Origin of the sequence: Micromonospora sp. NPDC049101 (genome assembly GCF_040648675.1) — a bacterium.
In the GTDB taxonomy this organism is placed as follows: domain Bacteria; phylum Actinomycetota; class Actinomycetes; order Mycobacteriales; family Micromonosporaceae; genus Micromonospora.
The window spans coordinates 128,070-149,766 of record NZ_JBEZED010000016.1 but is presented as its reverse complement, the minus strand read 5'-3'; the positions used below and the strand labels follow the sequence as shown (position 1 = coordinate 149,766).

The window sequence follows — 21,697 nt, the reverse complement described above, 5'->3', positions numbered from 1 at the left end:
GGTATGCGTACCGCAACCGGAACGGAACGGTTCAGGTTGGCCGACCGGGAAATGGGACAGTCAGCGGGGTCAGCCCGGCCGTCCTGCGCCACCGGGTGGCCCGCACCGCGTACTCGACGAGGGCGGCCAGCGCCTGGTTGCGCTCGGCTCCGGTGGTGGACGCCAGAGCGGCCCGCCAGTGCGCGGCCGTGCGCTCCTCCACCTCGGCGGCGAGCCGCAGGGCGCTGGCCCGGTCGGTGACCGGGAACGGCAGCGCGTACCCGGCGCGGTCGGGCGGCACGACGCCGCCGGCCGCGCTCAGTTGCACCACGAGCGCGTCGCGTCGGCTTCGATGCGCGGCCTCGGCCTGGTGCGCGGCGTCCCGCGCCGCCCCGGTGAGTCGGACCCCGATCCGGCCGTAGGCGTAGATGGCCGCGTACTCGGCGGACAGGGCGGAGGCGAGCGCCTCCCCGGCGGATGGCTGCCTCACTTCAGTGCCTCCTGGTGCGTGGCTCGGGCGGCGGCGATCGACCCGAGCAGTGCGGCCCGTTCCGCGCTCGCCGCGGCACAGGCGGCGGTGGCCGACTGCTGGGCGGTCTTCTCCAGCCGGCGCAGGGCGGCGAGCGCGCCGGCCTGGTCGGCGGCGGGGGCGGTGGTGGGTGTGGCGGCCGCGGTCGGCAGGGCGACGCCGATCACCCGGGCCAGCTCGGTGGCGTGCGCGGTGTGCGCCTCGGCGATCGGGCCGAGCCGCCCGGCCAGGTCGGGATGCGCGGTCGCGCTCGCCTGGTACGCGGCGGCGAGCGCGAGTGACTCGTCCACCATCGGCCGCAGCGGGTCCGGTGGTGGCGCCGGCTCGTCATCACGGTCGAAAAGATCACAGCCGGTCAGCGGCACCGCGGCGCCGCCGAGCGCCAGCAACGCCCCGGCGCGCAAGAGCTTTCGCCGGGAATGTCCGGATGCTTGGTCGCGCTGTGTCGTTCTGCCGGTCCCCACCCGGCAAGTCAACACCATGCCCGCCGGTCCGGGGGCCACCGCCGTCGGTGCGCCGCCCGGCCCACCGACGGGCAGGCGCGTTACGCTCTGCGCAGCCACCGGCGCGTCCGCTCCGGTGGTGTGCCGGCATGTCGGGACGACCGATCACCGTCGACCAGGGAGAGGGTGCGGAGATGACGCAGCGTGGCCGTGCCACCAGGTCGACTGGGCGACCCCGCGACGGCGCGGGTCCCCGTGGCGGTGACCTCGCCGCGCGCCGTGCGCGGTTGCGGGCCGTGATCGAGCCGGTGGTCAACGACGCCGGCTACGACCTGGAGGACCTGACGGTTTCCCGGGCCGGTCGCCGGCACGTGGTGCGGGTGATGGTGGACGCCGACGGCGGGATCGACCTGGACGCCGTGGCCGACGTCTCCCGCGCGGTCTCGGCCGCCCTGGACGCCGCCGAGGAGACCGGTGGCGACATCGTCGCCGGTGAATACCAGCTGGAGGTCAGCTCGCCGGGCGTCGACCGGCCACTCACCCTGCCCCGCCACTGGCGGCGCAACGTGGGCCGGCTGGTCAAGGTCACCGCTCGGGGCGGGGCCGCGTTGCCCGGCCAGCGTGGCGAGCAGCCCGCCGGCGACCGCCAGCTCACCGGCCGGGTGGTCGCGGCCGACGACGAGGGCGTGCAGTTGGAGACCGACGGCGGTCGCGCCTCCTGGACGTACGCCCAGCTTGGCCCCGGCCGGGTGCAGGTCGAGTTCACCCGGCTCGCCGAACTCGGCGAGCCGGACGAAGAGTTCGACGACGCGGACGATTCAGACGAGATCGACGATTCAGACGACATCGACGACGAAGATGATGTGGAGGACGAGGAGAGGTGAACATCGACCTCGCGGCGCTGCGCGCACTCGAGCGCGAGCGGGAGATCCCGTTCGACACGATTCTCGCGGCGATCGAGACCGCGTTGCTGACCGCCTACCGGCACACCGATGGAGCCGAACCGCACGCCCGGGTGGAGATCGACCGCAGGTCGGGCGCAGCCCTGGTGTACGCGCAGGAGATGGACTCGGACGGCAGTCTGGTGCGGGAGTGGGACGACACCCCGCACGACTTCGGCCGGATCGCCGCCATGACCGCCAAGCAGGTGATCCTCCAGCGTCTGCGGGAGGCCACCGACGAGGTGCACTTCGGTGAGTACGTGGGCCGCGAGGGTGACCTGGTCACCGGCGTGGTTCAGGCGCACGAGACGCGTACCGAGAAGGGCATCGTCAGCGTCGACCTCGGCAAGCTGGAGGGCGTGCTGCCGCAGTCCGAGCAGGTGCCCGGCGAGCGGTACGCGCACGGCGAGCGGGTCCGCTGTGTCGTGGTGCACGTGGCCAAGGGCATGCGCGGGCCGCAGATCACCCTGTCCCGGTCGCACCCGGGGCTTGTCAAGAAGCTGTTCGCGTTGGAGGTGCCGGAGATCGCCGACGGCACCGTGGAGATCGGCGCGATCGCCCGTGAGGCAGGTCACCGCACGAAGATCGCCGTACGCTCCACCACCCCCGGGGTGAACGCCAAGGGCGCCTGCATCGGCCCGATGGGCCAGCGGGTGCGGGCCGTGATGAGCGAGTTGCACGGTGAGAAGATCGACATTATCGACTGGTCGGACGACCCGGCCACCTTCGTCGGCAACGCGTTGTCGCCGGCCAAGGCGCTGCGGGTCGAGGTGGTCGACCTGGCCAATCGGGCCGCCCGGGTGACGGTTCCCGACTTCCAGCTCTCGCTCGCGATCGGCCGGGAGGGGCAGAATGCCCGACTCGCGGCCCGATTGACCGGTTGGCGGATCGACATTCGGTCCGACGCGGAGCAGACCGCCCCCGCCGCGCGTGCGGCAGCTGATCACGTGCGGGAGCCGGGCGGCGCGATCTCGGGCAGCTAGGGGTAGACTTCTTCCAGTGGTACGACGCGCAACGCCGGAACGCACCTGTGTGGGTTGTCGGCAACGTGCGCCGGCCAGCGAATTGCTGCGGATCATCGCGGTCAGGGACGAGGCTGGTCTCAGTCTCCGGCCTGATCCGCGCCGCAGGCTGCCGGGTCGGGGAGCGAACATGCACCCGGATCCGGCCTGCTTCGCGCTGGCGGTGCGCCGCCGCGCCTTCGGGCGTGCGCTGCGCAGCACCGAGGTCCTCGACCACGGTGTGCTGGCGGAGCACGTCGATGCGCCAACCACTACGTCCGGTCAGCCCGACCGGGCGAGGGTCGCTAGCAGGGTAGGACGACCGACATGAGCACACGATGAAGTCCCTGAAATGACCAGGCTTCAAGTGCACGAGTGAGGTCGCTGCGGGTGCTGCCCGCACGACCTCGGAGTGAGGAGTGCAGTGGCAGGCAAGGCCCGCGTACACGAGCTTGCAAAAGAGCTCGGGGTCGAGAGTAAGACCGTTCTCGCCAAGCTGAAGGAAATGGGCGAGTTCGTGAAGTCCGCGTCCAGCACCGTCGAGGCGCCCGTCGCCCGACGGCTGCGTAACGCGTTCGTGGCGTCCGCCGGTGCTCCGGCACCGGCCGCCCCGTCGGCGCCCGCGCCGACGCCGGCTTCCAACCCGACCCCGACGCTGTCCCCGACCCCGGGCGCGCCCCGGGTCTCGGCCAAGCCGATGCCGCCTCGGCGGCCGGCCGCGCCGGCGCCCGGCCCGAAGCCGAAGGGCCCGGTGCCCGCTGCACCGCAGCCCGCGGCTCCGGTCGCCAAGCCGGCGAGTGCCCACGACATCGAAGTGGCGGCCGCCGAGGCGCGCGCCGCCGCGCTGAAGGCTGAGCAGGAGGCCGCGGTCAAGGCCGCGCAGGCCGCCCGCCAGCAGCAGCGGGACAACCCCGTTCGCCGGGAGCCTCCGGCCGACGGCGGCAACCGTCCCGGTCCTCGGCCGGGTCCCGCCGCGATGCCACCCCGTCCCGGTTCGCCGGCCGCTCGTCCGAGCACGCCGGCTCCCGGTCCGGGTGCCCGGCCTGGCGGTCGTCCGCCGGCGCGTGGCGCGGGTAACAACCCGTTCGGCATCCAGGGTGGCCAGCAGCAGCGGCCCCCGGCCGCCGGTGCGGGTGGTCCCCGGCCCAACAGCCCGGCGGGCATGCCGCCGCGGCCGAGTCCCAACTCCATGCCGCCGCGGCCCAGCCCGGCGTCCATGCCGAGCCAGCGTCCGGCTGCTGGTCGCCCCGGTCCCGGTGGCGCTGGTCGCCCCGGTGGTGGCGGCGGTGCCGGTCGTCCCGGTGGCGGTGGCGGTGGCTTCCGTGGCGGTCCCGGCGGTGGCGCCGGTGGCGGTGGCGGTTACCGCGGCGGCCCTGGTGGCGGCGCGGGTGCCGGCGGTGGCGGTGGCTACCGTGGCGGTCCCGGCGGCGGTGGCGGTGCTCCCGGTGGCGGTTTCCGCCCGGGTGCTCCCTCCGGTGGTGGCGGTCGTCCGGGTGCGGGTGGTCGTGGCCGTGGCGGCGGTGCCGCGGGTGCCTTCGGGCGTCCGGGTGGCCGGCCGACGCGCGGTCGCAAGTCCAAGAAGCAGCGCAGACAGGAGTTCGACAACCTGTCGGCTCCGACCATGAGCTCGGGTGCTCCCCGGGGTCAGGGTCAGATCGTCCGGCTGTCCCGTGGCGCCTCGCTGTCCGACTTCGCGGACAAGATCAACGCCAACCCGGGTTCGCTGGTCCAGGAGATGTTCAACCTGGGCGAGATGGTCACCGCGACCCAGTCCTGTTCTGACGACACCCTGCACCTGCTGGGTGAGCACCTGGGCTTCGACATCCAGATCGTCAGCCCGGAGGACGAGGACCGCGAGCTGCTCGCGCAGTTCAACATCGACCTCGACGCGGAGGTGGCCGAGGAGCGTCTGGTCAGCCGTGCGCCGGTGGTGACCGTCATGGGTCACGTCGACCACGGTAAGACCAAGCTGCTCGACGCGATCCGTAAGGCGAACGTCGTGGCCGGTGAGGCGGGTGGCATCACCCAGCACATCGGTGCCTACCAGGTCCACGTCCCGCACGAGGGCGAGGACCGGGCGGTGACCTTCATCGACACCCCGGGTCACGAGGCGTTCACCGCCATGCGTGCTCGTGGTGCCCAGGTGACGGACATCGTGATCCTGGTGGTCGCGGCCGACGACGGTGTGATGCCGCAGACCATCGAGGCGTTGAACCACGCCAAGGCGGCCGACGTGCCGATCGTGGTCGCGGTCAACAAGGTCGACAAGCCGGACGCCAACCCGGACAAGGTCCGCCAGCAGCTGACCGAGTACGGCCTGGTCGCCGAGGAGTACGGCGGCGACACCATGTTCGTCAACGTGGCCGCCAAGCCCGGCATCGGCATCGAGGAGTTGCTCGAGGCCGTCCTGCTGACCGCTGACGCGTCACTGGAGCTGACCGCTCCGATCGACGGACCGGCGCAGGGTGTGGCCATCGAGGCACACCTGGACAAGGGTCGCGGTGCGGTGGCGACGGTGCTGGTGCAGAAGGGCACCCTGCGGGCGGGCGACTCGATCGTCGCCGGTGGGGCCCACGGCCGGGTCCGGGCCATGCTCGACGAGAACGGCAACCAGCTCACCGAGGCCGGTCCGGCGCGTCCGGTCATGGTGCTGGGTCTGACCGCGCCTCCCGGCGCGGGCGACACGTTCCTCGCCGCGGCGGACGACCGCACGGTGCGACAGATCGCCGAGCAGCGGCAGGCACGGCGGCGGGCGGCGTCCTTCGCCAACTCCCGTGGTCGGGCCACCCTCGAGACGCTCATGGAGCAGCTCAAGGAGGGCGAGAAGACCTCGCTCAACCTCATCCTCAAGGGCGATGTCTCCGGTTCGGTGGAGGCTCTGGAGGACGCGCTGTTCAACCTCGACATCCCCGAGGAAGTTCAGCTCAAGGTCCTCGACCGGGGCGTGGGCGCGATCACCGAGAGCAACGTCATGCTCGCGAGTGCCTCGTCCGAGCCGGTCACGATCATCGGCTTCAACGTGCGGGCCTCCAACAAGGTCCGCGAGATGGCCGACCGCGAGGGCGTGGAGATCCGGTATTACACCGTCATCTACCAGGCCATCGAGGAGATCGAGGCAGCGCTCAAGGGCCTACTCAAGCCGGAGTACGAGGAGGTCGAGCTGGGCAGCGCGGAGATCCGCGACGTCTTCCGCTCGTCCAAGATCGGCAACATCTCCGGTTGCATCGTCCGGGCCGGTGTCCTTCGGCGCAACGCCAAGGCGCGCCTGCTGCGAGACGGGGCGGTCGTGGCGGACAACCTCACGATCAGCTCGCTCAAGCGGTTCAAGGACGACGCCACCGAGGTCCGCGAAGGCTTCGAGTGTGGTCTGACCCTGGGTGGTTACAACAACGTCCAGGTCGGCGACATCATCGAGACCTTCGAGATGCGGGAGAAGGTTCGCGCCTGATCCGGCAGTGACACGCTGATCAAGGGGTTTACGCCGTTCGGCGTAAACCCCTTGATCATGCGGGGTGGGTTGGCGGTATGGTCCGGGGCGATGTTTACCGGAACCGCGGTCTTCGACCTGCTGCTGCCGGGCGACTCCCGGTCGCTCAAGGCCAAGAGATCATACGTACGGCCGATCGTGGCGGCGTTGCGCCGCTTCGAGGTGTCGGCCGCCGAGGTGGGAGCGCTCGACCTGCACGGTCGAGCGCAACTGGCGGTGGCCGTGGTGGCCGCCGAGACGGCGCACGTCCGCGAGGTGCTCGACTCCTGTGAGCGCCTGGTGGCCGGTCGCCCCGAGGTCGAGCTGCTGTCGGTCCGCCGCCGGCTGTACGGCGTGGACGACGACTGACCCCGGAGCCGGCTGTGCCGGGCGACCGGTGCGGCCGCGAAGGTAGTGTTCGAGATGTTGGCCGGTCGGCCGGCGGCCCCGGGTCGCCGGGTCGACCGGGAGCAGGACGCCGTGGAGGTGGCGAGATGTCTGATCCGGCCAAGGTACGCCGGCACGCGGAACGGGTGCGTGAGCTGGTCGCGTCGGTGGTGCGGAGCCAGATCAAGGACCCGCGACTCGGGATGATCACCATCACCGACGCCCGGATCACCGCGGACCTGCGGGACGCGACGGTGTTCTACACGGTGCTCGGTGACGCGGTGGCCCAGGCCGACACCGCGGCGGCGCTGGAGAGTGCCAAGGGGCTGCTGCGCAGCACTGTCGGCAAGGCCCTCGGGCTGCGGCACTCGCCGACCCTCACGTTCGTCCTCGACGACGTGCAGGACCAGGTCAAGCACATCGACGACCTGCTCGCCGCCGCGCGCAACGCCGACGCGGAGGTGCAGCGGCTCGCCGCCCAGGCGAAGTACGCGGGCGAGGCGCAGCCGTACCGGGTCGACGACGAGACGGATGAGGGTGACGAGGCGGACGAGGCCGACGCGGCCACCGACGTCACGGGGGCCCCGCGGGGTGGGGAAACGCGGTGACCAGCACCGCCAGCGTCCCGCTTGCCGGGGCGGCCGGGGTCGGCCCCGCCGAGACGGACTGGGCCGCCGCCGAGGCGCTGGTGCGGGCTCTCCCGTCGACCGCCCGGGTGCTGCTGATCTGCCACGTCAACCCGGACGGCGACGCGCTGGGCAGCATGCTCGGCTTCGGTCTGGGTCTGCGGCAGTTCGGGGTCCGCGAGGTGCAGGCGACCTTCCCGGGGCCACCGGAGGTGCCCGAGCCGTTCCGGGGGCTGCCCGGGCTGGACCTGCTGGTCCCGGCGGACGCCGCCGACCCGGCACCGGACCTGGTGATCTGCTTCGACGCGGCGAGCGAGTCGCGCCTCGGTGAGCTGGCCGGGCGGTTGTCGTCGGCGGGTGCGGCGCTGGTGCTCGATCACCACGCCTCGAACTCCGGCTTCGGCACGGTCAACCTGGTGGACCCGGGCGCCGCGGCGACGTCGGTGGTGGCGGAGCAACTGCTGGCCCGGCTCGGGGTGGTGGTGGATCCGGCCATCGCGGAGTGCCTCTACGTGGCGCTGACCACGGATACCGGGTCGTTCCGCTTCGCGGCGACCACCCCGGCGGTGCACCAGATGGCCGCCCGGTTGTTGGCGACCGGCATCTCGCCCGGGGACATCTCCCGGCGGGTCTTCGACACCCGACCGTTCGGGGCGGTGCGTCTCTTCGGTGAGGTGCTCGGCCGGGCCCGGCTGGAGCCGGCGGCTGCCGGCGGCCGAGGCTTCGTCTGGACCTTCGCCACGCTCGACGACCTGGCCCGGCACGACCAGCGTCCGTACGTGCTGGAGGCGCTCATCGACTCGGTGCGGTGCACGGCCGAGGCGGATGTGAGCTGTGTGGTCAAGCAGGTCACACCGGGCGAGTGGGCGGTGTCGATGCGCAGCAAGGGCGCGGTGGACGTCAGCCGGGTCGCGGTCACGCTGGGCGGTGGTGGTCACACGTTCGCGGCCGGGTTCACCGGTCGGGGCACCGTCGAGCAGGTGGTCGAGTCGATCCGCGGTCAACTGGACGCGGCGTTGATCGGCTGACGCCCTCCTACGGCTGCCGTCGCTCGCCCGGTCCGGAAGATCAGGGTCAGCTCCGGGGAGTGTTGGTCTTCCCGCGCTCCGTGAGACCGGGAAGAATTGCGGGATGGAGCAGCCGCACGACCTCACCGTGGAGGCCCCCCGCGCCTGGGACCGGCCCGCCGTCTCCGTTCCCGTCCTCGTCTGCCTGTCGCTCGTCGGCGGCCGGTTCGCGTCGTTCTCCACCGAGGCCAATCTGTTCACCCTTGGCACCGGTGGCGTGCTGATCTGGCTCGGTCTGAGCAATCGGGTGCCTCGTCGACCGGCGCCGCGCCGGCTGGGCTCGGGGGCGGTGTGGTGGGCGGTGCCGGTGGTGGTCTTCGGGGTCTTCGAGGGGGTGACCTTCGTGCTGGCCGTCGGTGACGACTTTCCCACCTTCTCCCGGCTGGCCGACCCCCTCCTGGAGGATCAGCTGACCCGGTCGGCGGTGTGGTTCGCCTGGCTGGCCGCTTTCTGGGGGCTGGTGCGGCGATGATGCGGGCGCTCGCCATCGGCGGTTTCCTCACCGCGTTGGTGCTCTTCGCGGTGGTCGAGTGGATGGCCCGGCGGGAGGGTTCCCGCATTCCCACACTGGGCGAGGTCTGCGCGTACGTGATGCGGTACGAGGTGGGCCCGGTGCCGGTGGGCCGAATCGGTCTGTTCGGGTTCTGGTGGTGGCTGGGCTGGCACTTCCTGGCCCGCTGAGCCGGGTCGCCGCCTGTCCAAATGGCGGGAAACGAGCGCAGCATGTGAACCTGAACGATAACTTGGGAGAAGGCCGGTGCCGCGTGGCGGCGCAGGTCATGGGTGGTGGCGCCACACCTCGTGCCGCCTCCCTTCAGGGTCGGATCGACCCGGGCTCACGCTGCCCAGCCGGCCGCTCCGGTAATCCCGGACCGCCGTGGGGCGCTCAGCACGACCGCCCGTGAGGGGCTGCCGCAGGCCGGTGGCCCGCGCCCTGGAAGGACCACCACCATGCCGAACAAGCCCAAGCCCGAGACCACGGACGACGCCCGCGAGCAGGCCCGCCGCGCCCTGCAGACGTCGATGGACACCCGTCAGTGACCTTTCTCGACCGGTGGTGACGCCGTCGATGCGTCGCGCCGACGGCGTCACCGTCCGGCCGCCAGTGGGGGTCGAGTCGTTCAGGACAGGAACGTGTCCAGGGCCGCCTCGATGGTGCCGGAGTCCGGCGCCGCGTACGCCCGCATGGTGGTCTTGTCGTACGAGATGAAACTCGGGCACCTGTTCGTCGGGGCGGTCACGGTGCCGCCGTCGCCGATCTTCTCGGCGGTCCTGGTCGCGTAGAAGGTCAGGGTGTAGCGCGACGAGACGTAGTCGACGCTGACCTGCTTTTCCGCCTTGTCCTTGTACTGACACTTCTTCGGGGCGCCCTGGCTGCCCTCGACGAACTTCAGGCAGCCGACCACCGACACCTTCTGGTAGTCCGCGCTCTTGGCGTAGTAGGACTTGTTCGCGGGGACGTACGTCGACGACCAGGACGTCGGTCGGTCGGGGTTGTTCGAGAACGTGTACGCTTTGGCGCCGGCGGGGCCGCCGTAGGGCGCCGCGTTCAGGATCGGACTGCCTTCGCAGACGTTCGCCAGGTCGCTGGAGTAGCGGGCGGTCATCGAGTTGTTGTTCGGTGGATCCGCCTGCCCCGGCGTGGGGACGGCCCCCGTGCCCGGAGTGCTGCCGGCGCCAGGAGTGGGGGTGGCGGCCGTGCCCCGTTCGGGCTCGTCGCCACCGTAGGCGACCAGGATGCCGATTCCCGCGCCGCAGATGGCGAGTATGACGACCACCGCGCCGGCTACCAGCCCGATGATCAGGCCCTTGTTCGACTTGTTCGGCGCCGGCGGCAGTAGTGGGCCGTAGTGCGGCTGGGGTGGTGGCTGTCCGTACGGCGGGTAGCCACCCTGCTGTGGGGCCGGGGGGCCGCTCCAGGGGGTGAGGTTCGGGTCGGGCGGAGGGTAACTGTCGCTCACTGTCAGATGGCCTATCGCTGTCGTGGTGCCCCCGGGTGGGAGCCTCGGACAGGGTAGTGAGCGCCGCAAGCCGGGATGCCGAGGACAGGGAGCGCGTCGACGTCCGCCGAGCCGGCCGCGAGGTGGACCCGTAAGTTACCAGCAGCCTTGTGCTCCTTACCGCAGCCATGCCAGGATCGGCGGCGATGAACCAGACCGCCGTCCCCACCCACCGAGCCGCCTCGCCGCGGCGGATCGCCGCGCTCGCCCTGCCGGCCCTCGTGGTGCTCGCCGCCGAGCCGCTCTACGTGCTTGTCGACACGGCGGTGGTCGGCCACCTCGGCCGGGTGCCGCTCGCCGCGCTCGCCGTCGGCGGCACGGTGATGACGCTCACCGCCTGGGTCGGCACCGTTGTCGCGTACGGCACCACCGGGCGCGCCGCCCGTCGCTTCGGTGCGGGTGACCGGGCCGCCGCGGTGGCCGAGGGAGTCCAGTCGTCCTGGCTGGCGTTCGGTGTCGGCCTGCTGATCGCGATCGGCATGCAGTTCGGCGGGGGCGCGCTCGCGCGTACCCTCGCCGGTGGTGCCGGCGACGTGGCCGACGCCGCCGCCCACTGGCTGCGGATCGCGGCCCTCGGCGCCCCCGGCCTGCTGCTCGCCGCCGCCGGCAACGGCTGGCTGCGCGGCGTGCAGGACACCCGACGCCCGCTGTTCTTCGTGCTCGGCCCCAACCTGCTCTCCGCGCTGCTCTGCCCGCTGCTGGTCTATCCCGGCGGGCTGGGTCTGGTCGGTTCGGCGGTGGCGAACGTCGTCGCGCAGACGCTCTGCGGGACGCTCTTCGCCGCGGCGCTGGCCGCCGAGCGGGTGCCGCTGCGACCCCGCCCCCGGGTGATCCGCCAGCAGTTGGTGCTCAGCCGGGACCTGCTGATCCGTGGGCTGGCGTTCCAGGCCAGTTTCCTCTCCGCGACCGCCGTCGCCGCCCGGTTCGGTGCCGCCGCCGTCGGTGCCCACCAGATCGCCCTGCAACTCTGGTTCTTCACCGCGTTGGTGCTCGACGCCCTCGCGATCGCCGCCCAGTCCCTGGTCGGTGCCGCGCTCGGCGCCGGCGACGACGCGGGCGCGCGGGCGCTCGCCCGCCGGATCGGGCTGCTCGGCGGCATCTGCGGCGTCGGCTTCGCGCTGCTCGTGGCCGCCGGCGCCGGCGTCGTACCGTCGTGGTTCAGCTCCGATGCCGGGGTACGCGCGCAGGCCATGACGGCCTGGCCGTGGTTCGTGCTCATGCTGCCGCTGGCCGGGGTGGTGTTCGCCCTCGACGGCGTGCTGATCGGCGCGGGGGACGTGCGTTACCTGCGCAACCTCACCATCGTGGCCGCCCTCGGCGGGTTCCTGCCGGCGATCTGGCTGACGTACGCCCTCGACCTCGGGCTGGGCGGGATCTGGGCCGGGCTCACCGTGTTCGTGGTGATCCGGCTGGTCGCCCTGCTGCTGCGCCTGCGCACCGGCGGCTGGGCGGTGCCCGGGGCCGTCCGCTGACCCCAACTGTAAGGTCGCGGATAGCGGGGGTGGGGTCAGCAGGTCTCTGCTTCGTCGGGATTCCACCTCGGGTCGTAGATGTCTGTGGTCGATCCCCCTGGCAGGCCCATTTCGAACCCGATCTCCAGGTCGATCATTCCCCGGAGGATCGCGGCGCAGGTCGCGTTGAGCACGTTGACGTCGGTGCTTGTCAACCACAGGCCGGCCGAGGTGGCCAGGACGTCGTCCGGGTGCGGCACCTGCCAGACCACCTCGTCTCGGATGGTGACGAGCGCGGTGCCGGGCGATAGTGCCTGCGGTCGGGGCAGGGCGAAGGGGTACACCCACAGGAACCGGGTGGTGATCTCCAGGTTCCGGACACCGTCGTCGGTGACCGACCGGTACTCCATGGTGCCACTGACGCGGATGCCCGCCGCGGGGTCGAACCGCGGGTCGGCGGCGGGGTCGATGCGGGTGGCGTAGTCCAGGTTGTCCCCGGCCACGAAGTGCTTGTCGATCTGGTGCCGACCGTCCGGTGCCAGCAGGGCGATGAACTTCGCGGGGTCACCAGCGAGCATGGACGGCTCGAGCCGACCGTGGATCAGCGCCTGCTTGACCTTCGTCAGCGCGTCCGCGACCTGCGGGGCGGTGAACGGCGCGACGGCCCGGGCTGTCGGGAGGGTGATCCCCGCCTCGCCCACGGCGAACGTCTCCGCCGGAGTGCCGGCGAATGGGCCGAGGGCGTTGCCGCTCCCGTCGACCGGCCGGGAGTTCGACTCGTCCCGCGCCAGGTTGATGCCCTGCCAGGCCAGCACCGTGACAAGCGTCAGCGTGACCAGCGCGGCGGTCCAGCCGAGCACCTTTCCGGCGTGCTGCTCCCACCCGAGCCGCAGCCGTTCCGCCCTGGTCAGCGCACGCTCGGTCACCGGCTCGCGCAGCCAGCCCGCCACGGTGAGTTGTTCAGGTTCGGCGGCACCCGGGTGGCGGGCCGGGGTGACGGGCGGGCCGTCGGGCTCTTCGCTGGTCATCTGTCGTCCTGGCTAGACGGGAGCGGGCGAGTGATCTTCGCATTCGCCGCGACGTCCTGGTGTCCCCTCCGCGATCGAGCCAGCGGCGTGTGGCGCCCCGGCCGTGAACCACCCCGCGACGACCGTGGCCAACTGGCGGTCTGGCAGGCTTGGCCGACGTGAGCACCGATGGTCTGATCGTGGTCGACAAGCCCGGCGGCATGACGTCGCACGACGTGGTGGCGCGGATCCGCCGGCTGGCGAAGACGCGGCGCGTCGGGCACGGTGGCACCCTCGACCCGATGGCCACCGGTGTGCTGGTGATCGGTGTGGGCCGGGCCACCCGGCTGCTGACCTACGTGATCGGCGCGGGCAAGAGCTACGCCGGCACCATCCGGCTCGGTCAGGCCACCGTCACCGACGACGCCGAGGGCGACGTCATCGCCACCACCCCGGCCGGCCTGGTCACCGACGACGCGATCCGGTCGGCGCTGGCCGCGCTCAGCGGCGAGGTCGACCAGGTGCCGAGCGCGGTCAGCGCCATCAAGATCGACGGGCAGCGGGCGTACAAGCGGGTCCGCGACGGGGAGATCGTCGAGTTGCCGGCGCGGCGGGTCACCATCTCCCGCCTGGAGGTGCTGGCGATCCGCCGCACCGAGCCGGACGTGGTGGACGTGGACGTGGACGTGACCTGCTCCTCCGGCACGTACATCCGGGCCATCGCCCGGGACGCGGGCCTGGCGCTCGGCGTCGGTGGCCACCTGACGGCGCTGCGGCGCACCGCGGTCGGCGGCTTCACCCTGGCCGAGGCGGCCACCCTCGACGAGCTGGAGCAGCGCGCCCCGGACGTGGTGAACCTGCCACTGGACGCGGCGGCCGACCGATTCTTCCCGCGCCGGGAGGCCACGCCCGACGAGGCGAAGGTGCTCGGCCACGGCGGGCCACTGGACCCGGCCGGCATCGTCGGGCCGTACGCCGTCTTCGGACCGGCGGGCGGTCTGATCGCTATCGTCAGCGAGCGGGACGGGCGAGCCCGCGCGGAGATCGTGCTCGCCCCGGCCTGACGGGTCGCAAGGCAGGCCCGCCGGCCCCCGGCCGGCGGTGTCGGGACAGCAGAGAGGAACGGCATGCAGCGGTGGCGGGGGTACGACGCGGCGCCCGGTGGGTGGGGACGCTCGGTCGTCACCATCGGCGTCTTCGACGGCGTGCACAAGGGGCACCAGGCGACCATCGGCCACACCGTGGCCCGAGCCCGTGAGCTGGGCGTGCAGTCGGTGGTGGTCACCTTCGACCCGCACCCGGCCGAGGTGGTCCGCCCCGGTTCGCATCCGGCGGTGCTCACCGAGCAGGCCCGCAAGGCCGAGCTGATCGAGCAACTCGGCGTGGACGTGCTCTGTGTGGTGCCGTTCACCCCGGAGTTCTCCCGGCTGCCCGCCGAACAGTTCGTGCACGACGTGCTTGTCGAGCACCTGCACAGCGCGCTGGTGGTGGTCGGCGGCAACTTCCGGTTCGGGCACCGGGCGGCCGGCGACGTGGCGCTGCTGGAGCGGCTCGGTCAGACCTTCGGCTTCGGGGTGGAGGGCAGCCCGCTGGTCACCGAGGACGGCACCGTCTTCTCCTCCACGTACATCCGATCCTGCGTCGACGCGGGCGACGTCGGCGCGGCCGCCGCCGCGCTCGGCCGCCCACACCGGGTGGAGGGCGTCGTGGTCCGCGGCGACCAGCGGGGGCGGGAGCTGGGCTTCCCCACCGCCAACCTGCTCTGCCACCGGTACGCGGCGGTCCCGGCCGACGGGGTGTACGCGGCCCGGCTGATCCGTCGCGGGCAGCACGAGCCGCTGCTGGCGGCGGTGTCGGTGGGCACCAACCCGACCTTCTCCGGGCGGGAGCGGCGGGTGGAGGCGTACGCGCTGGACTTCTCCGGCGACCTGTACGGCGAGCGGTTGGCCCTGGACTTCGTGGCGCACCTGCGCGGTCAGATCCGGTACGACTCGATCGAGCCGTTGATCGCCCAGATGAACCAGGACGTCGAGCGCACCCGGCGTGCGCTGGCCTGATCGCCGAGGGCTGACGGGGCCCCGCCGAGGCCCTTCGCCGGGTGTTACCGGCGAGTGCTGGTAGTCTTGCCGAAACGTCGGGTGACCGGCGTGGGGCCTCGCGTGCCTGCTCGACGCCGCGGGTGCGAGGTACCGGTCCGTTCCCGGTCCATCGGGACGACGGACACCTACTTGATCAACCCATCGAAACAGGGAGAACATGGCGCTCGACCAGGAAGCCAAGGCCAGCATCCGCGCGGAGTACGCGACCGCCGAGGGCGACACCGGTTCGCCGGAGGTCCAGGTCGCGGTCCTCACCAAGCGGATCGCCGAGCTGACCGAGCACCTGAAGGTGCACAAGCACGACCACCACAGCCGCCGTGGGCTGCTGCTGCTGGTCGGCCGCCGCCGTCGGCTGCTCAACTACGTGCAGAAGAAGGACATTGCCCGCTACCGGTCGCTCATCGAGCGGCTCGGCCTGCGCCGGTGACGTGACGGGGGAGTGGCCGCTCGGCCGCTCCCCCGTACGGCGTCCCACCTGAAGAAACACGGGCCGCGCGACCACCCGAGAGGGAGCCGGTCAGCGTACCGGTCTCCGGTAGTGGCCCCCGGGAACCCGGCATCACGCCGGCCACCCGGGCGCTTCGATCGAAGACCGGCCGGCTGAGCAGCTCCCCGATGTCGTGGGCCCACGACGCGAAGGAGCACGACAGCACATGACCGAGACCAAACTCGGCGCCGAATCCCGCACCGCCGTGATCGACAATGGGTCCTTCGGCACCCGCGAGATCACCTTCTCCACCGGCCGGCTGGCTCGCCAGGCCGCCGGTTCCGTCATCGCCCAGCTGGGCGAGACGGTCGTTCTCTCCGCCACCACCGCCGGTAAGCACCCGAAGGAGCAGTTCGACTTCTTCCCGCTGACCGTCGACGTCGAGGAGCGGATGTACGCCGCGGGCCGCATCCCCGGCTCGTTCTTCCGCCGCGAGGGTCGTCCCAGCGAGGACGCGATCCTCACCTGCCGGCTGATCGACCGGCCGCTGCGCCCGTCCTTCGTGAAGGGCCTGCGCAACGAGGTCCAGGTCGTCGAGACCATCCTCGCGCTCGACCCGCAGCACCCGTACGACGTCGTGGCGATCAACGCCGCCTCGATGTCGACCAAGCTCTCCGGCCTGCCGTTCTCCGGCCCGATCGGTGCGACCCGCGTCGCCCACATCGACGGCCAGTGGGTCGCCTTCCCGACCCTGGAGGAGCTGGCCCGCGCCACCTTCGACATGGTCGTGGCCGGCCGCACGCTCGAGGACGGCGACGTCGCGATCATGATGGTCGAGGCCGAGGCCACCCCGAACGCCGTCGCCCTGATCTCGGCCGGTGCCACCGCCCCGACCGAGGAGGTCGTCGCCAGCGGCCTGGAGGCCGCCAAGCCGGCGATCCGTGAGCTGTGCCGCGCGCAGAGCGAGCTGGCCGAGGTCGCCGCCAAGCCGGTCACCGAGTTCCCGGTCTTCCTGGACTACCAGGACGACGTGTACGACGCCGTCTCCGACCTGGCTCGTGGCGAGGTCGCCGAGGCGATCACCATCGCCGGCAAGGCCGACCGCGAGGAGGCCCTGGACCGGGTCAAGGCCCGCGTCGCCGAGGAGTTGGGCGCTCGGTTCGAGGGCCGGGAGAAGGAGCTCAGCGCCGCCTTCCGGTCGCTGACCAAGTCCGAGGTGCGCAACCGCGTACTGCGCGAGCAGGTCCGTATGGACGGGCGTGGCCCGCGCGACATCCGGGCCCTGACCGCCGAGGTCGGCGTGCTGCCCCGGGTGCACGGTTCGGCGCTGTTCGAGCGGGGCGAGACCCAGATCCTGGGCGTCACCACTCTGAACATGCTCCGGATGGAGCAGATGGTGGACACGCTGTCCCCGGAGAACCGCAAGCGCTACATGCACAACTACAACTTCCCGCCGTACTCGACGGGTGAGACCGGCCGGGTCGGCTCGCCGAAGCGTCGCGAGATCGGCCACGGCGCTCTCGCCGAGCGTGCGCTGATCCCGGTGCTGCCGTCGCGCGAGGAGTTCCCGTACGCCATCCGGCAGGTGTCGGAGGCGCTCGGCTCCAACGGCTCCACCTCGATGGGTTCGGTCTGCGCGTCGACGCTGGGCCTGCTCTCCGCGGGTGTCCCGCTGAAGGCGCCGGTCGCCGGCATCGCGATGGGGCTCATCTCCGACGAGGTGGACGGCAAGACCCAGTACGTGACGCTGACCGACATCCTCGGTGCCGAGGACGCGTTCGGTGACATGGACTTCAAGGTCGCCGGCACCCCGGAGTTCGTCACCGCGCTCCAGCTCGACACCAAGCTCAACGGCATCCCGTCGGACGTGCTGGCCTCCGCGCTGCAGCAGGCGAACGAGGCCCGGCAGGTCATCCTCGGTGTCATGAAGGCGGCGATCGAGGCTCCGGCCGAGATGTCGGACTACGCGCCGCGGGTCACCACCGTCAAGATCCCGGTGGACAAGATCGGCATGGTGATCGGCCCGAAGGGTCAGACCATCAACGCGATCCAGGACGAGACCGGCGCCGAGATCTCCATCGAGGACGACGGCACGATCTACGTCGGCGCCACCAACGGCCCGTCGGCCCAGGCGGCCGTCGACCGGATCAACGGCATCGCCAACCCGACCCTGCCCAAGCAGGGCGAGCGGTTCCTCGGCACGGTGGTCAAGACCGCCGCGTTCGGTGCGTTCATCTCGCTGCTGCCGGGCCGTGACGGCCTGCTGCACATCTCCAAGGTGGGCGACGGCAAGCGGGTCGAGCGCGTCGAGGACTTCCTCAACGTCGGTGACCGGGTCGAGGTCGAGATCGCGGACATCGACGCCCGCGGCAAGATCTACCTCGACAAGGTCCGCCCGGAGGGCACCGAGGCTCCGGCCGCCGGTGAGGCCGCCGGCGGCGACCGGCCGGCTGGTCGGGACCGGGGCGACCGGGGTCCGCGTGACCGCGGTGACCGCGAGCGTGGCGGCGACCGGGGCGGCGACCGCGGTGGCCGTGGCCCGGAGCGTGGCGGCGAGGGCGGCAACGGCGGCGGCGGCGAGGGTGGCGAGGGCGGCGAGCGTCCGCGCCGCCGGACCCGGCACAGCTGACCGTCGTCCATCGCATCACCCACCCCTCGTCGAACCGGGAGCAAGACGTGAGTCGGGCCATCAGCGCACCGTTTCCACCGGATCGACGGGGGGTGGCTGCGTCCCCGGGGAATGGGGCGGGCCGCTCCGGCGGCACCGCCCGCGCGGTGACCCGGACGCTCAGCGACGACCCGCTGGGTGGCACGGTACGACGTACCGTGCTGCCCAGCGGTCTGCGCGTCCTCACCGAGGCGATCCCGACGATGCGCAGCGTCTCGTTCGGTGTCTGGGTGGCGGTCGGCTCGCGGGACGAGAGCGGCCCGCAGGCCGGTGCCGCGCACTTCCTCGAGCACCTGCTCTTCAAGGGCACCCACAAGCGCACCGCACTGGAGATCTCCTCGCAGATCGAGGCGGTGGGTGGTGAGACGAACGCGTTCACCACGAAGGAATACACCTGCTACTACGCCCGGGTGCTCGACGAGGACCTGCCGCTCGCGGTCGACGTGATGTGCGACCTGGTCGCCGACTCGCTGCTGGAGCCCGCCGACGTCGAGACCGAGCGCGGCGTGATCCTCGAAGAGATCGCCATGCACGACGACGAGCCCGGTGACGAGGTGCACGACCTCTTCGTCCAGGCCGTCTACGGCGACCACCCGCTGGGTCGGCTGATCTCCGGCACCGCCGAGACCGTCACGCCGATGACCCGCAAGCAGATCCAGAGCTTCTACCGGGGCCGCTACACCGCGCCGCAGATCGTCATCGCCGCCGCCGGCAACCTCGACCACGCCGCGGTGGTCAAGATGGTCCGCCAGGCGGTGCGGGGCACTCCGCTGGACAGCGACCCGGCCACGCCGGCGCCGCACCGCGCGGCCACCCCGGCGGTACGCACCAAGCCGGCGACCACCCTGGTGGAGCCGAAGGAGACCGAGCAGGCGCACATCATCCTCGGCTGCCCCGGCATCGACCGCCTCGACGAGCGGCGCTTCGCCCTCGGGGTGCTCAACAACGTGCTCGGTGGCGGCATGTCCAGCCGCCTCTTCCAGGAGATCCGCGAGCAGCGCGGCCTCGCGTACTCGGTCTACTCGTACGCCAGCCAGTACGCCGACACCGGCCTGTTCGCCGTCTACGCCGGCTGCGCGCCGGGCAAGGTGGACGAGGTGCTGGCCCTGACCCGCGCCGAGCTGGCCCGGGTGGCCGCCGACGGGTTGACCGAGGCCGAGGTGGCCCGGGGCAAGGGGATGAGCAAGGGCTCGTTCGTGCTCGGCCTGGAGGACACCGGTTCCCGGATGAGCCGCCTGGCCAAGGGTGAGCTGCTCTACGGCGACCTGATGCCTGTCGACGAGCTGCTCCGCCGGGTCGACGAGGTCACCGTGCAGGACGTGAACGTCCTCGCCGCCGAGCTGCTCAGCCGGCCCATGTCGCTGGCCGTGGTCGGCCCGTTCGGCGCGGGCGACTTCACCGTCTGAGGGCTGCCGCCCGGCGCGGCGAGGGCGTCCCCGTCGGGGCGTCCCGGCTGGTGGAGCGCACCGGATCCGGCCAGAGGGGCGCGCCCCGATTGGGATAGGTTGTGCCCCGTGACTGACGAGCAGGAGAAGACCCGGGTCGGCGTGTTTGGTGCCCGGGGCCGGATGGGCATCGAGGTCTGCAGGGCTGTCGACGCCGCCGACGACCTCGAACTGGTCGCGGCGATCGACCAGGGCGACGACCTCTCCGCCGCCTCCGGTGCCGACGTGGTGGTCGACTTCACCACCCCGGACGTCGTCATGGACAACCTCCGGTGGTGCGTCGAGCAGGGCATCAACGCGGTGGTCGGGACGACCGGCTTCACCGAGCAGCGGTTGGAGCAGGTGCGCGGCTGGCTGGCCGACAAGCCCGGGGTGGGCGTCGTCATCGCCCCGAACTTCGGCATCGGCGCGGTGCTGATGATGCAGTTCGCCGTGCGGGCCGCCCGATACTTCGAGTCCGTCGAGATCATCGAGCAGCACCACCCGCGCAAGCTGGACGCCCCGAGCGGCACCGCCACCCACACCGCCCGGCAGATCGCCCAGGCCCGCGCCGACGCCGGCCTCGGCCCGGTGCCGGACGCCACCAAGGACGAGGTGTCGGGTGCCCGCGGTGCCGACATCGACGGGGTACGCGTGCACGCGGTGCGCGCCACCGGCCTCGTCGCCCACCAGGAGGTGCTGTTCGGCACCACCGGCGAGACGCTGACCATCCGGCACGACTCGTACGACCGGGTGTCGTTCATGCCGGGCGTGCTGCTGGCCGTCCGCGCGGTGCGCAACCGTCCGGGCCTCACCGTCGCCCTGGACGCCCTGCTCGACTGACCGGTCCGTTCCTCCGCCCCTCCCGGTCTCCGCACAGCGCAGATCTTGGGCAGTTTCCGTTCGGCGCTGACGGAAAGTGTCCACGATCTGCGGGAGCGAGCCGGGTAGCATCCGCCGGATGATCGATGAGGGACACCTGGACCGGATCGGGAGGCGAGTGACGCTGCGGCCGGTCGACGACGACAACTGGCGTGCGGTGGCCGACGTCGCCCCGCGCGACGACCAGCGCCGGTTCGTGGCCGCGCTGGGGGCCCGCTACCTGCTGCTCAGTCTGCGTTCCGAGGTGTGGACGTCGCTCGCGGTGTACGCCGACGAGACCGTCGTCGGCCACGTCATGTGGGGCGTGGACGACGACGGCTCGCACTGGATCGGCGGAATGCTGATCGACGCCGCCGAACAGGCCCGGGGCGTCGGCCGGGCGACGGTGCGGACCCTCGCTGCCTGGCTGGCGGCCCAGGACGGCAACCCCCCGGTGCGCCTCTCGTACCACCCGGACAACACCCCGGCCGCCGCCCTGTACACCGCGCTGGGCTTCCACCCCACCGGCGCCCTCGACGACGACGAGGTGATCGCCGAACAAACCCGCTGACCCCCGCGATCTTGCACTCCCTGCCGTGGCCTGCGTCGATCATGGAGTTGTGGTGCCTCACAAAAGGGGCCCACGTGGAGCTTTCGCCCACCACAACTCCATGATCGACGGGCGGGGCGGGCGGGGCGGGCGGGTGGGCGGGGCGGGCGGGGGCGGGGCGGGTTCAGTCTTCGGTTGGGACCTTTTCGGGCGGGACGCCCACGTGTAGGCGTACCTGGGGGACCAGCATGTCGTCCACGTCCAGCGCGCGGGCCGCGCCGTCGAGCTCCCAGCCGGTGCTGGTGAGGAACTTGCGGGTCGCCTCGTCGCCCTCGAACGCCCAGGCCACCGCCCGGCTCAGGCCGTCCTCCCGCCACAGGTCGACGGCGGCGGCGAGCAGCCGGCTGCCGTGCCCACGCCGACCCCAGCGCGGCTCCACCAGCAGATCGGTGACCGCGGCCACGTCCGGGCCGAGCGCCTCGGCCGGCTCGCCCGGGGCCAGCGCCTCCGCGTCGGCCGGCCCGGAGGCGGCGAACCCCACCAGATACGATTGCTCGGCCTGTTCGACGGCGACCAGCACCCGGTGCGCGCCGGAGGGCGGCTCCAGCACCGCGGCGTTCCACCGCCGGGCGAGGAACGCCTCGTCCAGGTTGTCGAGCACGTGCCGAGGCAGGATCCGGCGGTACGCGACCCGCCAGGTCGCGAGTTGGATGCGTGCGATCTCGCCGGCGTCCTCAGGACGCGCCGGGCGGACGTACCCGAGAGCCATGG

General features: G+C 72.1%; 22 protein-coding genes. 17 read left to right on the top strand and 5 right to left on the bottom strand.

Annotated elements, in window-relative coordinates; all coding sequences use genetic code 11:
- Window positions 1-31: 31 nt before the first annotated feature.
- A complete protein-coding gene (locus tag AB0B57_RS22865; protein ID WP_357073160.1) occupies window positions 32-469 on the bottom strand; it encodes a ferritin-like domain-containing protein in 438 nt (145 codons plus the stop codon).
- The gene (locus AB0B57_RS22860) at window positions 466-990 is read right to left on the bottom strand and encodes a hypothetical protein (protein ID WP_357073157.1); all 525 of its coding nucleotides are present in this window, start codon (window positions 988-990) and stop codon (window positions 466-468) included. The genes AB0B57_RS22865 and AB0B57_RS22860 overlap by 4 nt, the downstream gene beginning before the upstream one ends.
- Window positions 991-1,145: 155 nt before the next feature.
- Between AB0B57_RS22860 and rimP the strand changes: the two genes are divergently transcribed.
- The 9 genes from rimP (at window position 1,146) to AB0B57_RS22815 (ending at window position 9,120) form a co-directional block, all read left to right on the top strand.
- Entirely contained in the window at window positions 1,146-1,835 is a 690-nt protein-coding gene (gene rimP / locus AB0B57_RS22855) for a ribosome maturation factor RimP (protein ID WP_357073288.1), read from the top strand.
- Entirely contained in the window at window positions 1,832-2,875 is a 1,044-nt protein-coding gene (gene nusA, locus AB0B57_RS22850; protein WP_357073154.1) for a transcription termination factor NusA, read from the top strand. Before rimP ends, nusA begins: the two co-directional genes overlap by 4 nt.
- Before the next feature lie 16 nt (window positions 2,876-2,891).
- On the top strand, window positions 2,892-3,224 hold the full coding sequence (locus tag AB0B57_RS22845) for a YlxR family protein (protein ID WP_357073151.1): 333 nt from the start codon (window positions 2,892-2,894) through the stop codon (window positions 3,222-3,224).
- A 93-nt stretch (window positions 3,225-3,317) separates the two neighbouring features.
- A complete protein-coding gene (infB, locus tag AB0B57_RS22840) occupies window positions 3,318-6,341 on the top strand; it encodes a translation initiation factor IF-2 (protein WP_357073148.1) in 3,024 nt (1,007 codons plus the stop codon).
- Between the two features lie 90 nt (window positions 6,342-6,431).
- The gene (locus AB0B57_RS22835; RefSeq protein WP_030489481.1) at window positions 6,432-6,728 is read left to right on the top strand and encodes a DUF503 domain-containing protein; all 297 of its coding nucleotides are present in this window, start codon (window positions 6,432-6,434) and stop codon (window positions 6,726-6,728) included.
- 125 nt (window positions 6,729-6,853) lie between these two features.
- Entirely contained in the window at window positions 6,854-7,354 is a 501-nt protein-coding gene (gene rbfA / locus AB0B57_RS22830) for a 30S ribosome-binding factor RbfA (protein WP_357073144.1), read from the top strand.
- Window positions 7,351-8,400 (top strand): bifunctional oligoribonuclease/PAP phosphatase NrnA, encoded by a 1,050-nt coding sequence (locus tag AB0B57_RS22825; protein ID WP_357073141.1) that lies wholly within the window; start codon window positions 7,351-7,353, stop codon window positions 8,398-8,400. Before rbfA ends, AB0B57_RS22825 begins: the two co-directional genes overlap by 4 nt.
- 103 nt (window positions 8,401-8,503) lie before the next feature.
- Window positions 8,504-8,911 carry a hypothetical protein gene (locus AB0B57_RS22820; protein ID WP_357073138.1) on the top strand — a complete coding sequence of 136 codons (408 nt, stop codon included), beginning with the start codon at window positions 8,504-8,506 and terminating at the stop codon, window positions 8,909-8,911.
- Window positions 8,911-9,120, top strand: coding sequence for a DUF6186 family protein (locus AB0B57_RS22815; protein ID WP_357073285.1), 210 nt, complete (start codon window positions 8,911-8,913; stop codon window positions 9,118-9,120). Before AB0B57_RS22820 ends, AB0B57_RS22815 begins: the two co-directional genes overlap by 1 nt.
- Window positions 9,121-9,560: 440 nt before the next feature.
- Here the strand turns inward: AB0B57_RS22815 and AB0B57_RS22810 are convergent, their stop codons facing one another.
- Window positions 9,561-10,400, bottom strand: coding sequence for a hypothetical protein (locus AB0B57_RS22810; RefSeq protein WP_357073135.1), 840 nt, complete (start codon window positions 10,398-10,400; stop codon window positions 9,561-9,563).
- Between the two features lie 185 nt (window positions 10,401-10,585).
- Here AB0B57_RS22810 and AB0B57_RS22805 point away from each other — a divergent pair, with 185 nt between their 5' ends.
- Complete coding sequence (locus AB0B57_RS22805) at window positions 10,586-11,911, top strand: MATE family efflux transporter (protein ID WP_357073132.1); 1,326 nt, start codon at window positions 10,586-10,588, stop codon at window positions 11,909-11,911.
- Between the two features lie 35 nt (window positions 11,912-11,946).
- Here AB0B57_RS22805 and AB0B57_RS22800 read toward each other — a convergent pair whose 3' ends face one another.
- Complete coding sequence (locus AB0B57_RS22800) at window positions 11,947-12,918, bottom strand: hypothetical protein (protein WP_357073129.1); 972 nt, start codon at window positions 12,916-12,918, stop codon at window positions 11,947-11,949.
- A gap of 158 nt (window positions 12,919-13,076) precedes the next feature.
- Between AB0B57_RS22800 and truB the strand changes: the two genes are divergently transcribed.
- The 7 genes from truB to AB0B57_RS22765 all read left to right on the top strand — a co-directional run bounded on the left by truB (window position 13,077) and on the right by AB0B57_RS22765 (window position 20,947).
- Complete coding sequence (truB, locus tag AB0B57_RS22795; RefSeq protein WP_357073126.1) at window positions 13,077-13,961, top strand: tRNA pseudouridine(55) synthase TruB; 885 nt, start codon at window positions 13,077-13,079, stop codon at window positions 13,959-13,961.
- Between the two features lie 63 nt (window positions 13,962-14,024).
- Window positions 14,025-14,954 (top strand): bifunctional riboflavin kinase/FAD synthetase, encoded by a 930-nt coding sequence (locus AB0B57_RS22790; RefSeq protein WP_357073123.1) that lies wholly within the window; start codon window positions 14,025-14,027, stop codon window positions 14,952-14,954.
- Window positions 14,955-15,153: 199 nt separating this feature from the next.
- Window positions 15,154-15,423 (top strand): 30S ribosomal protein S15, encoded by a 270-nt coding sequence (gene rpsO, locus AB0B57_RS22785; RefSeq protein ID WP_030337594.1) that lies wholly within the window; start codon window positions 15,154-15,156, stop codon window positions 15,421-15,423.
- A gap of 226 nt (window positions 15,424-15,649) precedes the next feature.
- Entirely contained in the window at window positions 15,650-18,052 is a 2,403-nt protein-coding gene (locus AB0B57_RS22780) for a polyribonucleotide nucleotidyltransferase (RefSeq protein WP_357073120.1), read from the top strand.
- 47 nt (window positions 18,053-18,099) lie between these two features.
- Window positions 18,100-19,497, top strand: coding sequence for a pitrilysin family protein (locus tag AB0B57_RS22775; RefSeq protein ID WP_357073117.1), 1,398 nt, complete (start codon window positions 18,100-18,102; stop codon window positions 19,495-19,497).
- A 108-nt stretch (window positions 19,498-19,605) separates the two neighbouring features.
- Window positions 19,606-20,358, top strand: a complete 753-nt coding sequence (gene dapB / locus AB0B57_RS22770; RefSeq protein WP_357073114.1) for a 4-hydroxy-tetrahydrodipicolinate reductase — start codon at window positions 19,606-19,608, stop codon at window positions 20,356-20,358.
- A gap of 118 nt (window positions 20,359-20,476) precedes the next feature.
- Window positions 20,477-20,947: a GNAT family N-acetyltransferase gene (locus AB0B57_RS22765; RefSeq protein WP_357073111.1), complete on the top strand. Its 471-nt coding sequence runs from the start codon at window positions 20,477-20,479 to the stop codon at window positions 20,945-20,947.
- 163 nt (window positions 20,948-21,110) lie between these two features.
- On the opposite strand, the gene AB0B57_RS22760 is transcribed toward AB0B57_RS22765, so the two are convergent.
- The gene (locus AB0B57_RS22760) at window positions 21,111-21,695 is read right to left on the bottom strand and encodes a GNAT family N-acetyltransferase (RefSeq protein ID WP_357073108.1); all 585 of its coding nucleotides are present in this window, start codon (window positions 21,693-21,695) and stop codon (window positions 21,111-21,113) included.
- Window positions 21,696-21,697: the final 2 nt, after the last annotated feature.

What these genes read in the sequence shown, in the direction of transcription:
- AB0B57_RS22860 (WP_357073157.1), bottom strand. Translation starts at nt 990, where the DNA reads ATGGTGTTGACTTGCCGGGTGGGGACCGGCAGAACGACACAGCGCGAC.
- rimP (WP_357073288.1), top strand. Translation starts at nt 1,146, where the DNA reads ATGACGCAGCGTGGCCGTGCCACCAGGTCGACTGGGCGACCCCGCGAC.
- AB0B57_RS22835 (WP_030489481.1), top strand. Translation starts at nt 6,432, where the DNA reads ATGTTTACCGGAACCGCGGTCTTCGACCTGCTGCTGCCGGGCGACTCC.
- rbfA (WP_357073144.1), top strand. Translation starts at nt 6,854, where the DNA reads ATGTCTGATCCGGCCAAGGTACGCCGGCACGCGGAACGGGTGCGTGAG.
- AB0B57_RS22820 (WP_357073138.1), top strand. Translation starts at nt 8,504, where the DNA reads ATGGAGCAGCCGCACGACCTCACCGTGGAGGCCCCCCGCGCCTGGGAC.
- AB0B57_RS22815 (WP_357073285.1), top strand. Translation starts at nt 8,911, where the DNA reads ATGCGGGCGCTCGCCATCGGCGGTTTCCTCACCGCGTTGGTGCTCTTC.
- AB0B57_RS22805 (WP_357073132.1), top strand. Translation starts at nt 10,586, where the DNA reads ATGAACCAGACCGCCGTCCCCACCCACCGAGCCGCCTCGCCGCGGCGG.
- AB0B57_RS22800 (WP_357073129.1), bottom strand. Translation starts at nt 12,918, where the DNA reads ATGACCAGCGAAGAGCCCGACGGCCCGCCCGTCACCCCGGCCCGCCAC.
- AB0B57_RS22790 (WP_357073123.1), top strand. Translation starts at nt 14,025, where the DNA reads ATGCAGCGGTGGCGGGGGTACGACGCGGCGCCCGGTGGGTGGGGACGC.
- rpsO (WP_030337594.1), top strand. Translation starts at nt 15,154, where the DNA reads ATGGCGCTCGACCAGGAAGCCAAGGCCAGCATCCGCGCGGAGTACGCG.
- AB0B57_RS22780 (WP_357073120.1), top strand. Translation starts at nt 15,650, where the DNA reads ATGACCGAGACCAAACTCGGCGCCGAATCCCGCACCGCCGTGATCGAC.
- AB0B57_RS22765 (WP_357073111.1), top strand. Translation starts at nt 20,477, where the DNA reads ATGATCGATGAGGGACACCTGGACCGGATCGGGAGGCGAGTGACGCTG.
- AB0B57_RS22760 (WP_357073108.1), bottom strand. Translation starts at nt 21,695, where the DNA reads ATGGCTCTCGGGTACGTCCGCCCGGCGCGTCCTGAGGACGCCGGCGAG.